The sequence below is a fragment of the Nocardia sp. NPDC058666 genome (genome assembly GCF_042714895.1).
Taxonomy (GTDB): domain Bacteria; phylum Actinomycetota; class Actinomycetes; order Mycobacteriales; family Mycobacteriaceae; genus Nocardia.
On sequence record NZ_JBHXRY010000001.1, the window covers coordinates 35,517 to 48,270 of the forward strand.

At 64.1% G+C, this 12,754-nt stretch carries 13 protein-coding genes; 10 read left to right on the forward strand and 3 right to left on the reverse strand.

Annotated features, from left to right (window positions below):
* Nucleotides 1-13 precede the first annotated feature (13 nt).
* Nucleotides 14-778, forward strand: a complete 765-nt coding sequence (locus ACFWVD_RS00200) for a glutamate racemase (RefSeq protein WP_379239702.1) — start codon at nucleotides 14-16, stop codon at nucleotides 776-778.
* Nucleotides 779-795: 17 nt separating this feature from the next.
* On the forward strand, nucleotides 796-1,536 hold the full coding sequence (locus ACFWVD_RS00205) for a DNA alkylation repair protein (RefSeq protein ID WP_379239703.1): 741 nt from the start codon (nucleotides 796-798) through the stop codon (nucleotides 1,534-1,536).
* Here ACFWVD_RS00205 and ACFWVD_RS00210 read toward each other — a convergent pair.
* A complete protein-coding gene (locus ACFWVD_RS00210) occupies nucleotides 1,533-2,588 on the reverse strand; it encodes a 2Fe-2S iron-sulfur cluster-binding protein (protein WP_379239704.1) in 1,056 nt (351 codons plus the stop codon). The two genes, ACFWVD_RS00205 and ACFWVD_RS00210, sit on opposite strands and share 4 nt — an antisense overlap.
* A 37-nt stretch (nucleotides 2,589-2,625) precedes the next feature.
* A complete protein-coding gene (mftR2, locus tag ACFWVD_RS00215) occupies nucleotides 2,626-3,258 on the reverse strand; it encodes a mycofactocin system transcriptional regulator MftR2 (protein WP_379239705.1) in 633 nt (210 codons plus the stop codon).
* Between the two features lie 181 nt (nucleotides 3,259-3,439).
* Between mftR2 and mftA the strand changes: the two genes are divergently transcribed.
* The 3 genes from mftA to mftF all read left to right on the forward strand — a co-directional run bounded on the left by mftA (nucleotide 3,440) and on the right by mftF (nucleotide 6,561).
* On the forward strand, nucleotides 3,440-3,544 hold the full coding sequence (gene mftA, locus ACFWVD_RS00220) for a mycofactocin precursor MftA (protein ID WP_101468422.1): 105 nt from the start codon (nucleotides 3,440-3,442) through the stop codon (nucleotides 3,542-3,544).
* A 2-nt stretch (nucleotides 3,545-3,546) separates the two neighbouring features.
* Nucleotides 3,547-5,022 carry a mycofactocin radical SAM maturase gene (gene mftC / locus ACFWVD_RS00225; protein ID WP_379240920.1) on the forward strand — a complete coding sequence of 492 codons (1,476 nt, stop codon included), beginning with the start codon at nucleotides 3,547-3,549 and terminating at the stop codon, nucleotides 5,020-5,022.
* Nucleotides 5,023-5,163: 141 nt separating this feature from the next.
* Nucleotides 5,164-6,561, forward strand: a complete 1,398-nt coding sequence (gene mftF, locus ACFWVD_RS00230; RefSeq protein ID WP_379239706.1) for a mycofactocin biosynthesis glycosyltransferase MftF — start codon at nucleotides 5,164-5,166, stop codon at nucleotides 6,559-6,561.
* A gap of 327 nt (nucleotides 6,562-6,888) precedes the next feature.
* Here mftF and ACFWVD_RS00235 read toward each other — a convergent pair whose 3' ends face one another.
* A complete protein-coding gene (locus ACFWVD_RS00235; protein WP_379239707.1) occupies nucleotides 6,889-7,350 on the reverse strand; it encodes a hypothetical protein in 462 nt (153 codons plus the stop codon).
* Between the two features lie 43 nt (nucleotides 7,351-7,393).
* On the opposite strand from ACFWVD_RS00235, the gene ACFWVD_RS00240 reads away from it, so the two are divergent.
* The 5 genes from ACFWVD_RS00240 (at nucleotide 7,394) to ACFWVD_RS00260 (ending at nucleotide 12,355) form a co-directional block, all read left to right on the forward strand.
* Entirely contained in the window at nucleotides 7,394-7,705 is a 312-nt protein-coding gene (locus ACFWVD_RS00240; RefSeq protein ID WP_379239708.1) for a hypothetical protein, read from the forward strand.
* A gap of 53 nt (nucleotides 7,706-7,758) precedes the next feature.
* Nucleotides 7,759-8,889, forward strand: coding sequence for a DUF6973 domain-containing protein (locus tag ACFWVD_RS00245; RefSeq protein ID WP_379239709.1), 1,131 nt, complete (start codon nucleotides 7,759-7,761; stop codon nucleotides 8,887-8,889).
* A 47-nt stretch (nucleotides 8,890-8,936) separates the two neighbouring features.
* On the forward strand, nucleotides 8,937-9,431 hold the full coding sequence (locus tag ACFWVD_RS00250; RefSeq protein WP_379239710.1) for a hypothetical protein: 495 nt from the start codon (nucleotides 8,937-8,939) through the stop codon (nucleotides 9,429-9,431).
* A 77-nt stretch (nucleotides 9,432-9,508) separates the two neighbouring features.
* Complete coding sequence (gene mftG / locus ACFWVD_RS00255) at nucleotides 9,509-10,885, forward strand: mycofactocin system GMC family oxidoreductase MftG (RefSeq protein WP_379239711.1); 1,377 nt, start codon at nucleotides 9,509-9,511, stop codon at nucleotides 10,883-10,885.
* A 105-nt stretch (nucleotides 10,886-10,990) separates the two neighbouring features.
* Nucleotides 10,991-12,355: a GAF domain-containing protein gene (locus ACFWVD_RS00260; RefSeq protein ID WP_379239712.1), complete on the forward strand. Its 1,365-nt coding sequence runs from the start codon at nucleotides 10,991-10,993 to the stop codon at nucleotides 12,353-12,355.
* The last annotated feature ends 399 nt before the right edge of the window (nucleotides 12,356-12,754 follow it).

The following is a 12,754-nucleotide window of genomic DNA, read 5'->3' on the forward strand; positions in this document are numbered from 1 at the left end:
TACGGTGGACACTGTGATCGTCGCGCTCATCGATTCCGGCCTCGGCCTGCTGCCTACTGCTGCGTGGTTGCGCAAGCTGCGACCCGATGTCGATCTGCTGCTGATGCTCGACCCCGACAACGCACCGTGGGGGCCCAAGCCCGAGCAGTGGGTGGTCGACCGGGTGGTCGCCACGGCACGGCAGGCGGTCGAACTCGGCGCCGAGGTGATCGTGCTGCCGTGCAATACCGCAAGCGTCACGTCGCTGGAGTACGCGCGGGCCGCAGTCGGGGAGTCGGTGCCGGTGATCGGTACCGTGCCCGCGATCAAGCCGGCCGCGGCCCAGTGCCGGTCGGTGGCGGTGTGGGCGACCGCGACCACCACGGACAGCCCCTATCAAGCCGATCTGATCGCCCGCTTCGGCGGTGACGCCGACGTGGTCGGCGTCGCCTGCCACGGCCTGGCCGACGCCATCGACCGCGGCGATGTGGCGGCGATCCGCGCGTCGATCGCCGACTCCGCCGCCCGCACCCCCGCGGACGTCGAAGGCGTGGTCCTCGGCTGCACCCACTATCCGCTGGTCATCGACGCCATCGTCGAGGCCCTGCCCGACGGCGTCCGCCTGTTCGACAGCGCGGAGGCCGTCGCCGCCCAAACCGTGCGCAAGATGGACGAACTGGGCCGCCCCACCACGGGCACCGGCACCGTCACCGTGCGCACCAGTGGCAGGCCGGGCGAATTGCCGTCCGGTGCGGCGACTTTCGAATCAGGAAGACTTCTCGGCGCCCTGCCGAGTTGAACCCGAAGGGGCGCATTGTGTCCGAAAATCCTACGGCTACACAGGTGCGCAAGGCTCTCGCCGACCTGGCGAACCCCACTGACGCCCATCATCAGCAAGGCTTCTTCAAAACCGGTCCCGGCGAATACGGCGAGGGCGACATCTTCCTCGGCATTCGCGTGCCCGCTACCAGAGGTGTGGCGAAAAGGTTTGCGACGCTGCCGCTTTCGCAGATCGACGAACTGCTCGACAGCCCCTTTCACGAGGAACGTCTGGCCGCGCTGTTCATCCTGAACGCCCACTTCGCCGCCGCGTCCAAGCCTCGCGCCATGGATGAGAAAGCCCGCAAACAAGCGGTGGATCTGTATCTGGCGGCGGTGAAGAGAGGCCGAGTCAACAACTGGGACCTGGTCGATTCCTCCGCCGAACACGTCCTCGGCGCCTGGCTGCTGGACAAGGACCGTGCCCTGCTTGTCGAACTGGCGCAACAGGATTCACTGTGGGAACGCCGGGTGGCGCTGCTGTCCACCTTCGCCTTCATCAAGGCGGGCGACCCGAGTACCACCTTGGAACTGGCCACGATCCTCAAAGAGGACCACCGCGACCTGATCCAGAAGGCACTGGGCTGGATGTTGCGTGAAGTAGGCAAACGCGTCGACCCGGCCGCGCTGACGGATTTCCTCAACAGCAACGCCCCCGCATTGGGCCGCACCGCGTTGAGTTACGCCACCGAGAACCTCGACCCGGATCAGCGCGCCGCCTACCGATCCATGCGTTAGAACTGGATCTTCAACCGATCGGTCACCGGCCGCGCCTGGCAGCCCAGGATGTACCCGTTCTCGATGTCCTCGGGATCCAGGATTTCCGAATTGGCCATCTCCACTTTGCCTTCCAGGACGGTGCAGGCGCACGACCCGCACTCACCCTCCTGGCAGGAGTAGGGCACGTCGAGGCCCTTGTCGAGCATGATGTCGACCAGCGTCTGCTTGCGCGGCCATGACATTTCGTGCACCTGGCCGTCGAGTTCGACCTGCACCACCGCGGCGTCGGCGGCCTCTGCTTCGGACACCTCGATGGGCGCGTGGTCTTCGAACGGGTCACCGGCCAGCGAGTTGAACACCTCGGCGTGGGTGCGGGTGCGCGGCACGTCCAGCGAGGCCAACGCGTCGTGCACCAGATCCATGAACGGTTTCGGCCCGCACATGAACGCCTCGTAGGAGGTGTAGGGCGCGACCAGTCCGGCCAGCATGTCGGCGGTGGGCAGCCCGAGCAGCGGTTCGAGCCAGTGCACCACGGTCAACCGCTGCGGATACTTGCCCACGAGTTCGCGCAGTTCATCGGCGAAGATCACCGACCCGGCGTCACGGTTGGCGTAGATCAGCACCACCTTGCCGCCACCCTGTGACAGCGCCGATTTCAGAATCGACATGACCGGCGTGATCCCGCTGCCCGCTCCGAACAGCAGCAGATCGGCGTCCAGATCCTTGGGTGTGAACACGCCAGAAGGCGGCAGCACCTCGAGCTGGTCACCGGCGGAAATGTTGTCGCACAACCAGTTCGACCCGTACCCGCCCTCGGTGCGCTTCACGGTCACCTTCGGCAGGTCGTCGGTGAACGGCGAGCTGGCCAGCGAATAGCACCGCGCCACCGACCCGGTCTGGTCGCTGGGAATCCGCAGGGTCAGGAACTGGCCGGGGGAGTAGGTGAAGCGCTCGCGCAGGTCGGCGGGCACCTCGAAGACCACGGAGTGGGTGTCCGCGGTTTCGGCGATCACCGCGGCGACCCGCAGCACCACCGATCGTGAGCCGTGCGGAACCTCGACTGTGGTCATGTCGTCCTCTTTCGCAAAACTAGAACGTGTTTCAGTTTTATGTTAGGCCGGGACGCGCCTGCAGGGCAAGCTGCGCCTCGAGTCCGGCGACCAGCACCTCCATGCCGAAGTCGTAGGAGTACTTGCCGCGCAGGTCGGACATGTACTTCGTGGCTCGGGCCACCGCCTCGGGCAGCAGCACGTCCGCGGGCGCGGAACGGTCGCGCGGATTCACTCTGCTGCGGCCGAACAGGTAGGTGTGGATGGTCGCGTAGGCGGCCAGCACGTTTCGGTCGGAGAAGCCCGCGTCGAACAGGATCTCCATCACGGCCTCGATCAGGTCGAGCTGCTTGCCGAGCATCTGCTCGAGCAAGATGTCGCCCAGGCCGGGATGCGTGCGCAGTTTATCGTCTATCTGATCGATCAGATCGCGCAGGCGGTGCTGCCACGGGCCGGACTCGCGCGGCGGCTTGCGCACTCCCACCAGCGCGGCGCTGGCGACCAGATCCAGCAGCTCTCGTTTGTCGGCGACGTAGTAATAGGGCGCCATCGGCGAAACCCCGAGCTCGCGCGAGAGCCGCCGCATCGACAGCTTCTCGACACCGTCCTCGCGCACCACTTTGAGTGCCGCGTCGACGATCTCAGCCTCGGACAGTGTCGAACTAGCGCCCGCCCCACCATGGTTACGCAAGCCTGTGCCTCACCTGTAGTGCCACTGGGCTGATCAGCCCCTTGCCCATCGGGGGAAGTCTAGAGGGGTTCGCACCCGGTGTGGGCTGGGTGTGCGCAGAGAAAGATTTTCCGATCCCGCCCTTTATGGCAGTCACTGACGTTAAGGTCCGAGGTGACCGGCAACACACCTGGAGGTAGTCATGCCCGAGAACACCACGCCCGCCACCGTCGAATCCGACGAGGACCTGGTCACCGAGACGCTGATCGAAGAGGTCAGCATCGACGGCATGTGCGGCGTGTACTGACCATGCTCGATCTGGACACCCGCTGGACGCTGCACCCGAGGGTCTCGCTGCGCCCGGAGTCCTTCGGCGCGCTGCTGTACCACTTCGGCACCCGCAAGCTGTCTTTTCTGAAAAGCCGCGACCTGGTCGACGTGGTCCGCTCGCTGCCCGCGCACCCCTCCGTGCGTTCCGCCTTGCACGCCAAGGGCATCGACGCCTCGGATATGCACATCAAGGCGCTCGCGCAGCTGGCCGACACCGACATGATCGTGCCCGCGCCCGGCCCGGTCACCGAGGCACCGCTTGCCCTGGTCGCCACCGGTGAACCGCAGGGCGGCAAGCTGATCGACCGCTTCGAATCCGGTCTGGCCGCCCCGATCTGCCTGACCTGGGAACTGACCTACGCGTGCAACCTGTCGTGCGTGCACTGCCTGTCGTCGTCGGGCCGTCGCGATCCCGACGAGCTGAGCACCGAACAGTGCAAGGCGCTGATCGACGAGTTCGAACGCATGCAGATCTTCTACGTCAATATCGGCGGCGGCGAACCGACAGTGCGCCCGGATTTCTGGGAACTGGTCGATTACGCCACCGCGCACAATGTGGGGGTCAAGTTCTCCACCAACGGCGTTCGCATCAATGAAGAGGTCGCGGCGCGTTTGGCGGCCAGCGATTACGTCGACGTGCAGATCTCCCTCGATGGTGCCGACGCCGCGGTCAACGATGCCGTGCGCGGCCCCGGCTCGTACGACACCGCGATCAAGGCACTGTCGAACCTGTACAACGCCGGTTTCAAGGACGCGAAACTGTCGGTGGTGGCCACCCGCCACAACATCTCCCAGCTCGACGAATTCAAGGCCATCGCCGACAAATACGGCGCCACCCTGCGCCTGACCCGGCTGCGTCCGTCCGGCCGCGGCGCGGACGTCTGGGACGAACTGCACCCCCTGCCCGAACAGCAACGCGAGCTCTACGACTGGCTCGTGGCCAACGGCGAAGGCGTGCTCACCGGCGACTCGTTCTTCCACCTGTCGGCTTTCGGCTCGGCGCTTCCCGGCCTGAACATGTGTGGCGCGGGCCGGGTGGTCTGCCTGGTCGACCCGGTCGGCGACGTCTACGCCTGCCCGTTCGCCATCCACGACCGTTTCAAGGCCGGAAACATCGTGGCCGACGGCGGTTTCGACGAGGTCTGGACCCATTCACCGCTGTTCGCGGAACTGCGCGAACCGGTCGACGGTGGCGCGTGCACGAAATGCTCGCACTACGACTCCTGCCGCGGTGGCTGCATGGCTGCGAAGTTCTTCACCGGCCTGCCCGCCAACGGACCCGATCCCGAATGCGTGCAGGGCTACGGCGAAGCGGCTCTTACGGCACCGGGACGCACCATTCCGCGCCCCGCGGTTGACCATTCGCGTCCGGTCCGCGCGAAGACGCGAGTGTCGTTGCCGTTGACGGTGAAACGTCCACCGGCCAAGGCGTGCAACGAGAGTCCGCTGGGCTAGTTCCGAACCGGTTGCCGGAAATGCGCTGCCGATCTTGTTGACGCGTCCGGCAACCGGTCACGGCGGCATTTTCCGCAGACTTTCCTCCTTTTTTCTGGGGTGATGATGTCTGGGAGCTCGAGTGCGAATAGCATGCGAGGAATGCGCCATGATCGTCTGCCCGACGGCTTCGGGGTACGGATCGATCCACGGGTGCGAGCGTTTTCCGGGGGTCGAATCCTGATCGGTGGGTCGCCCGCCCGGATGTTGCGCTTGGCCCCGGAGGCCGCCGACTTGATCGGCGACGGATACCTGGAGGTGACCGACAGCAAGTCCGCGATCGTGGCCCGCCGCCTGCTCGATTCCGGTGTGGCCAACCCGCGTCCGCGCCTGGAACCCTCGCTCGACGATGTCACCGTGGTCATCCCGCTGTACAACAATGCCGACGGGCTCATGCGTCTGCTCGCGGTTCTGCGCGGACACAATGTGATCGTGGTCGACGACGGTTCCGACGAGCCGGTGCGCATCCCGCCGCGGCAGGGTCGTGGACAGGTGACGGTGATCCGTCACGAATCTCCGCTGGGCCCCGCGGCTGCGCGCAACGCCGGATCGAAGGCGGCGACAACGGGGTTCGTGGCGTTCCTGGATTCGGATGTGGTGCCGCGCAGCGGGTGGCTCGAGGTCATGCTCGGACATTTCAGTGATCCGCAGGTCGCGTTGGTCGCGCCGCGGATCGTGGCGCTGGACAAGGAATCCAACGCGCTGGCCCGCTACGAGCACACTCGCTCGTCGCTGGACTTGGGTCGTCGCGAGTCGGCAGTGCACGCGCGCGGGATCGTGTCGTATGTGCCCAGCGCGGCGCTGTTGGCCCGGCGCGCGGCGTTGTTGGCCGAAGGCGGATTCGACGAGTCGATGCAGGTGGCCGAGGATGTCGACCTGTGTTGGCGGCTGGAACGCGCGGGCTGGCGGCTGCGCTACGAGCCCGCCGCGCACGTCGCCCACGATCACCGGGTGGCCTTCCGTGCCTGGTTCGGCCGAAAACTGTTCTACGGCACCGGCGCCGCACCGCTGGGCAAACGCCACTCGGGTCTGGTCTCCCCGCTGTCGGTACCGACGTGGACCGTGCTGGCCAGTCTGCTGTTCGCGACCCTGTCGAAATGGGGCCTGCTAGGCGGACTCGTCACTCTCGCCACGGCCCTGGTCCGACTGCGCCGCGTGTTCACCGAACTCGACAACCCCACCAGAATCGCCGCGGTCTACCTTGCCCGCGGCTACTTCGCCGGCATGTGGCGACTGGCTTCGGCGATGTGTCGCGACTACTGGCCGGTGACGCTGCTGGCCGTCATCGCGTCGAGCCGCATCCGCAAGATCGCCGTCACCATGGCACTGGCCGACGGACTGGCCGACTGGTTCACCCATCGCGATTCCGGCGGCCTCGATCCGCTGCGTTACGTGGCCTATAAACGTCTCGACGACGTGGCTTACGGCACGGGCCTGTGGCTGGGAGCCCTGCGCGCCCGCAGTTTCGAAGCGCTCAAGCCGAGCATCTCGCCCCGCTGAAATTCGGCTGTATTACGCGTTATTCAGCGTCGGTACCCGGTCGACGGGTTGCGTGCTCGCGGCCATCTCAGCGCGAGTCAGGCATTCTCGGTGTGCATGTTCTATGGGTGACCCAGCAGTGCCGCCGGCTCGGGTGCGATCCAGCGCAGGCTACGTCCTCCCTGGCCCAACCGCAGCAGACCTCGCCGCTCTAGCGCGGCGGCACGCCCGGGGCCAGCGAATGGACGGTGCAAGAGATCCGCTCAGGAGTCGGTGATCCACCAGCAGTGCAGTAGTCGCCGTCACCCGCCACCCTAATCCCGCACTTCACGGTACCGAGTCGAGGCTTCACGTGTTACGAAAGAACGACGCGTTCCGACGCTGGTTCTGCTCGATGAGCTCTTCTTCGGTTAGATCGTCGTCCGGGATTGGCGCTGCCCGCTTGACCGACGGCACGGGATACGGCCGCTCGGATGCGATTTCGATTGACTCGACCGCTGCAGCGATCCGCGGGTCGGCGCTGAGGTTGTCGATGCGTTCACGCACGATGACGCGGGCTTGTTCAAGTGCCTCATGTGCGAGTTTCGTTATGAGTTCACCGAGTGCGACGCCGTAGGGGGTGACGCTCTCGTCGATCCGAACTGCTTGCAACGCCCCGTCAGCGCGTACGTCGACCGCGACGCCATACCGGCCAACGGTTACTTGATTGACTAGAATTGCCTGACGAACGGCATGCATCTGGCTCGTGATCGGGTCGATATCACCGGAATTGGGATGCACTTGCTCCTGCGCTTCTTCTCGGGCCGACACTACCGTGCTAGCGTAACAGGGAATTCTATGGGAGAGGATTTTGATGAGCGAACTGTATGTAGACCAGGCCGGGATCGAGGGCATGGTTGCCGCCTTGAATGGATCGCAGAACGCACTAAATGCGGCACCTACAGAGAGTTTCATCGCCGCGATCGAGACCGCACTTCCCGGGTCGGGCCTGGGTGCAGCCTACATGAGAGCTGGTGTGCGCGCCAGACTCAGCGTTCGAGGAGTGGCCGTGCAACTTAAGGAGATCAATGATGCAGCGTCGACAAGCATCATTGAGTACAACCTCCAGCAAACAGGGCAGGCGAATAGAACAGGCGCAGTGCTAGCAGAAGCGGGTCCGCTCTAATGAGTGCACTACCGCCAACGAAAACCGAAGTACGTACATGGGCTTTCGGGGCCTTGACGGAGCAAGCCGCCGAGTGGGGTCGTGCAGAGGAGACGGTCACCACCGAGTACGGCATCATTAATAGGCAACTCGCCGACTCTCCGGGCTTTTGGCGGGGCACTGCTGGCGACGCAATGCGAGTAAAAAGCGAGGAAGCCAAAACTTCGCTTTCGAAAGTAGTGGAAGCATTTGGTCAAGCCGTAACCTCGACCTCCACGATCGTCCATCGCCTGGGGTTTGCAAAAGCGGCTGCCGTCAACGCGATTCAGAACGCTGAGAATGAGAGATATACAGTTGCCGAGGATGGAAGTGTCAGCTACGCCACCGAAGTTGTTGCGTGGCTAGCGGGTGGCCAAGATAAGTCGCTTGAGGTAGCGAAAGCCGCGCTCGATCAGGGCCAACGTCTGCATCAGTCTGCGATAAAGTCGGCGTTGCAGGCCGCGGGTGATGCTGCTGCTTCGGCGGGCGAGGCGATTATAAAGGCATTCGCCGACGTTCCTATTCCTCCGAACGCCGAGCTTGAGAATATCCTCAATTCCTACCAGGTCAACAAGGACCAACAGGGAATGACGACATGGCCCAGTGCTGATGCAGTGAAATGGATGAATCGGCTAAATCCTGGAGGTGACATTGCGGCAAAGGAAGTGACGGTAAGCGAGGCGGAGATGCTGAGCAAGCTGAGCATGTGGGAACAGTACCGGGTCTATCAGATATCTGAGCAAGCTAGCACTTTGGCTGAACAGTATTTCCCTAATGAGGATAAAAACTATCAGGACAATCATGCGGATGCGTTCCGTCACGCCTATTGGAACGCCTTGCTCACTGAGGAGTTTGGCGAGGAGTGGACAAGGGAATATACCACGAAGCATGAAGGTCGAGAGGATAACCGGAGTACGCGCGAGGCGATGGACTTGTACAACAATGAACTCGGCCGGAGGGTTGCAACTGAAAACCCGGGCGGCACCATGTCACAAAAAATAATCGAGGCATTTAATAATGGGGATGGAATAGTGATCGACAAGGATGGGAACCTTGCCCGGCCCAAGGAAGTCCGTCTCGGCGAAGCCGCAAACTCGGCAGTGGTCGACAATGCGGCAGTATTGCCGGGTTCGTTGATTCCGAACAACAATCCGTCGGCTGGTTAATTGTCTTTGAATGCGGAGGAATGATGGAATGCTCTCATAAGCGGCGGATGAGTACTCGGCTGTTGTTTAATGCGGCACTGGCGGCGATATTCAGCTTGGTCTCGGGGTGCGGTGGCCTCGATGTTGGTGAACAAATTGTGGTTCAGGATGAGTATCCCGCCCTGGCGGCGGCTTTCGCGCGCCTATTGGAAGAGCAGGGAACTGCCAATCTGGGCGACGTTATTGTGTCTTCTGGTGTTCCCGTTGGTGAATGGGATCAGATGTTCAGTGTCAGTTCGCCCATCTCCAACGAGAGCCTCAACAAGAAACTTGGGACGCGTGGGGTCCACTTGGCCGGGTTGAATTCAGACTCCGAATCCATGACGCAGGTCTTCCTCAGCGGTGGGAAAGTGGTATACGCATATGAGGACAAGTTCCCACGCTACGGCGTAACCAGGGGCCACGCCAGGCCGGACTCAGCTGTAAGTCCGAAATCTCACGTAGTCAAGGAGCTCGCGGGCGAACGAACGGCCTGGTACCTGGAGATCGAAGGGTTTTCGTAATCGCATCTCTTACGCCCGGCGGGAACGGCTGCGTGTGCTGCGAACCAGGCGCTTCCCCCCGTGCTGAATGTGAGGGCGTGACAAGCATTCTCATCGTCGGAGCCGGGTCGGCGGGTTGTGTGCTCGCCGCCCGGCTCAGCGCGGACCCGGCACGTTCGGTGCGCGTGTTCGAGGCCGGGCCCGCCTTTCCGACGATGGGGCAACTGCCGTACGAACTGCTCGACCCGAATAGTCTCCCGGTCGGCCCCGAGTCCCGGCTGGTGTGGCGCTATCAAGGAAACCTGGTGCGCGGCAAGCTGATCGGCGGCTCCGGTGCGATCAACGGCAGCTACTTCGTCCGCCCACCCGCCGCCGACTTCGCCGCATGGAGCTCGGTGGCGGGCCCGCGCTGGTCGTTCGAAGCGGTGCTGCCCGTCTTCTGCGACCTGGAAGATGACCGGGATTTCGGCTGGGCCCCCGGTCACGGAGTAGGCGGCCCGATCCCGATCTCGCGTACCAGGGATTTCACCGCGTTCGGCGCCGAGTTCGCGCAACGGTGCACAGCAGCGGGATTCCCTGAAATCCCGGACCTCAACGCGCCGACCGGCTCGGATGGTTTCGGCCGAGTCCCGCTGACGGTGTCGAACGGTCTGCGATCAGGCCCCGCTGTCACTCATCTCTATCCGGCGATGCACCGCCCCAACCTCACGATCACCGGCGACACCACGGTGACCCGACTACTCCTGCGCGGCAACCGGGTGATCGGTGTGGAGTGGGCGGGCGGGCGAACCTACGCTGATCAGATAGTCGTGTGCGCGGGCGCGATCGAGTCGGCCGCGCTGCTGATCCGATCCGGGATCGGCCCCGAGGCGCAGCTTCGCTCGCTCGGTATCGAGGTCGTCCAGCCCGCTCCGGTGGGCGCATGGTGCACCGATCACCCCGAGATCGGCGTCGAATTCCCCGACGACCAGCCCGCCGAGCCGGCCGTTCCGCTCGAGTACGTCCTGGAAATCGACGACCTGGAACTGCGCCCGTACACCCGGATGTTCACGCCGGGTCTTCGCAGAATCGGGGTCGCACTGATGCACCCCGAGTCGTCCGGCGAGCTGACCCTGGCCTCGGCCGACCCGCGAGTCCCCGCCCGCATCGACCACCGCTATCTCCACAGCGACCGAGACCGAGCCCGCCTGCGCGAGGGAGCAGCCCTGACCGCGGATCTGCTCGGCAGACGGATCGACCCCATCGATGATGCATGGCTGCACACCAACCTCGGTACCTCGCAACATCTTTCCGGCACCTGCCGCATGGGCGCAGCCGACGACGAGCGCGCGGTAGTCGACGAACTCGGCCGAGTCCACGGCATCGAAGCCCTGACCGTCGCCGACCTGTCGATCGTCCCCGTCCCGCTACGCCGGGGCCCACAGGCCACTACGGTCATGCTCGCAACCGCCATAGCGGACCATATGGTCGTGTGACGAAGTGACATCCGATACCACGATGTGACCTGCGGGACAAACCCCCATTTCTGGCGGTTGCGCCGATAACTGCCCGGTACAGTTTGTAGCGGGAAAGAAAGGCAAATGGTCAGCAATCTTGCAGGTGGGAGCCCCCCACGGCAGGCATCGGAGTCGGGCGCACAGCTCGGAGCTCTGGAAGCCTATGCCGCACAGGCCCATGGATATCTCAGTGCCGGTGGTGAACAGCTGACCCAGCTGGCCGGTCTACTACGTCCGCTCGTGCTCGAATCCTGGTTGCGCAGTGTGCGCGGCGGGGTCGATCCGACCGACGTCATCGACGGTCGCGGGTTGCGCGGCGCCGACCTCGAGCGTTATCGCGATGCCCATCCCCTCGCCGCGCTCATGCCGCTGATCGACAAACTGCTGGTCCAGGACGCGTCGCAGGCCGGATTGATCGTGACCGTGGCCGACCAGTTCGGTCGCGTGCTGTCGGTGCACGGCCATCCCGAGCAGGTTGCCGCCGCCGCCGAGATCGGCGTGCGCGAGGGCGACGATCTCAGCGAACGCCGGATCGGCACCAACGCGGTGGGTCTCGTCGTGCGCACCGGACGTGCCACCTGGATCCACGGACCCGAACATTTCCTGCATCGCATGCACCAGATCACCGGCGCCGCGGCTCCCGTGCACGAGCCCGACGGCCGCCTGATCGGCGTTTTGATGATTGCCGGCGGGATGCGGGTGGCCAAGCCGGAGATCCTGGCGCTGGTCAAGGCCGCCGCCACCGCCGCCGAAATGGACCTGGTGCTGCGGGCGATGCGTGCCAGTCAGGGCATCGCCGCCCCGGCCGCACCCGATCGCGACGACACCGAACAGGCTCGGCTGGGCCTTGATGTCCTGGGTCTGGGCCAGCCGCAGTTAAGCGTGGCGGGGGAGCGGGTGTCGCTGTCGCAGCGTCATGCCGAGATCCTGCTGCTGCTCACCGAACATCCCGAAGGTCTGGGCGCTGATCATCTGGCGCTGCTGCTGGACGACACCGATCTGGACAACGGCACGATCCGTGCGGCGATGTCGCGGCTGCGGTCGGTGATCGGCGCCGCGGTCGTGGGTTCGCGCCCTTACCGTCTGCGCGTGCATGTCGCAACCGATGTGGAGGAGCTTCGTGCCGCTCTCGACTCCGGTGATATCCAATCGGCATTGAACTTGTACGCGGGGCCGGTGCTGCCGCGGTCGTCGGCTCCCGGCATCTGCGACATCCGTGACGAGCTTCGGGTCCGCTTGCGCACCGCGGTGCTCGCGAACCCCGAGGCGGGCGTGCTGCGCCGCTGGACGTCGTGTCCGGAAGGGCGCGACGACGCCGCCGCGTGGGCTGCCTACCGGTCCACCGTCGACCGTGATTCGCCGCTGTATGCGCAGATAGAGGCCAAGATCCGGGTGCTCGACCGGCGCATGGGTGCCGATGCAACGCAGATGCAACGTTTCAGCTCATAGTGTCGCGGTCTGAAGGTGTGATGGCTCACATCTTGTTTGCGGATGTGCTGTGCACCACACGCGAGCCCAGGTCATGCCTACTGGCCGGTACAGACTGGACGTTCGTCTGATTTTTTTACCGGAAAAAGTTTCTTTTTATTAACTGAGCGCCTACTGTCTGCATCACATGGACAGGGATCCATGTGATGTAAGTGACACGGCGTTGGAGGAACGATCAACAGCTAGGCACCCCGCGACAGACGCAACGTCTGTTCGCCTCGGCGGCCATCGGTCGCCGAATCTCATCCACATGATCTGTCGGGGATCTCGCGCGAGTGTGGCGTCACGCCCACCGCGTTCATATCGAATCTTTCGGTGCGCCAGGTGTATTCGTGCTGCCCGAAAACATTCGAGCTGCTG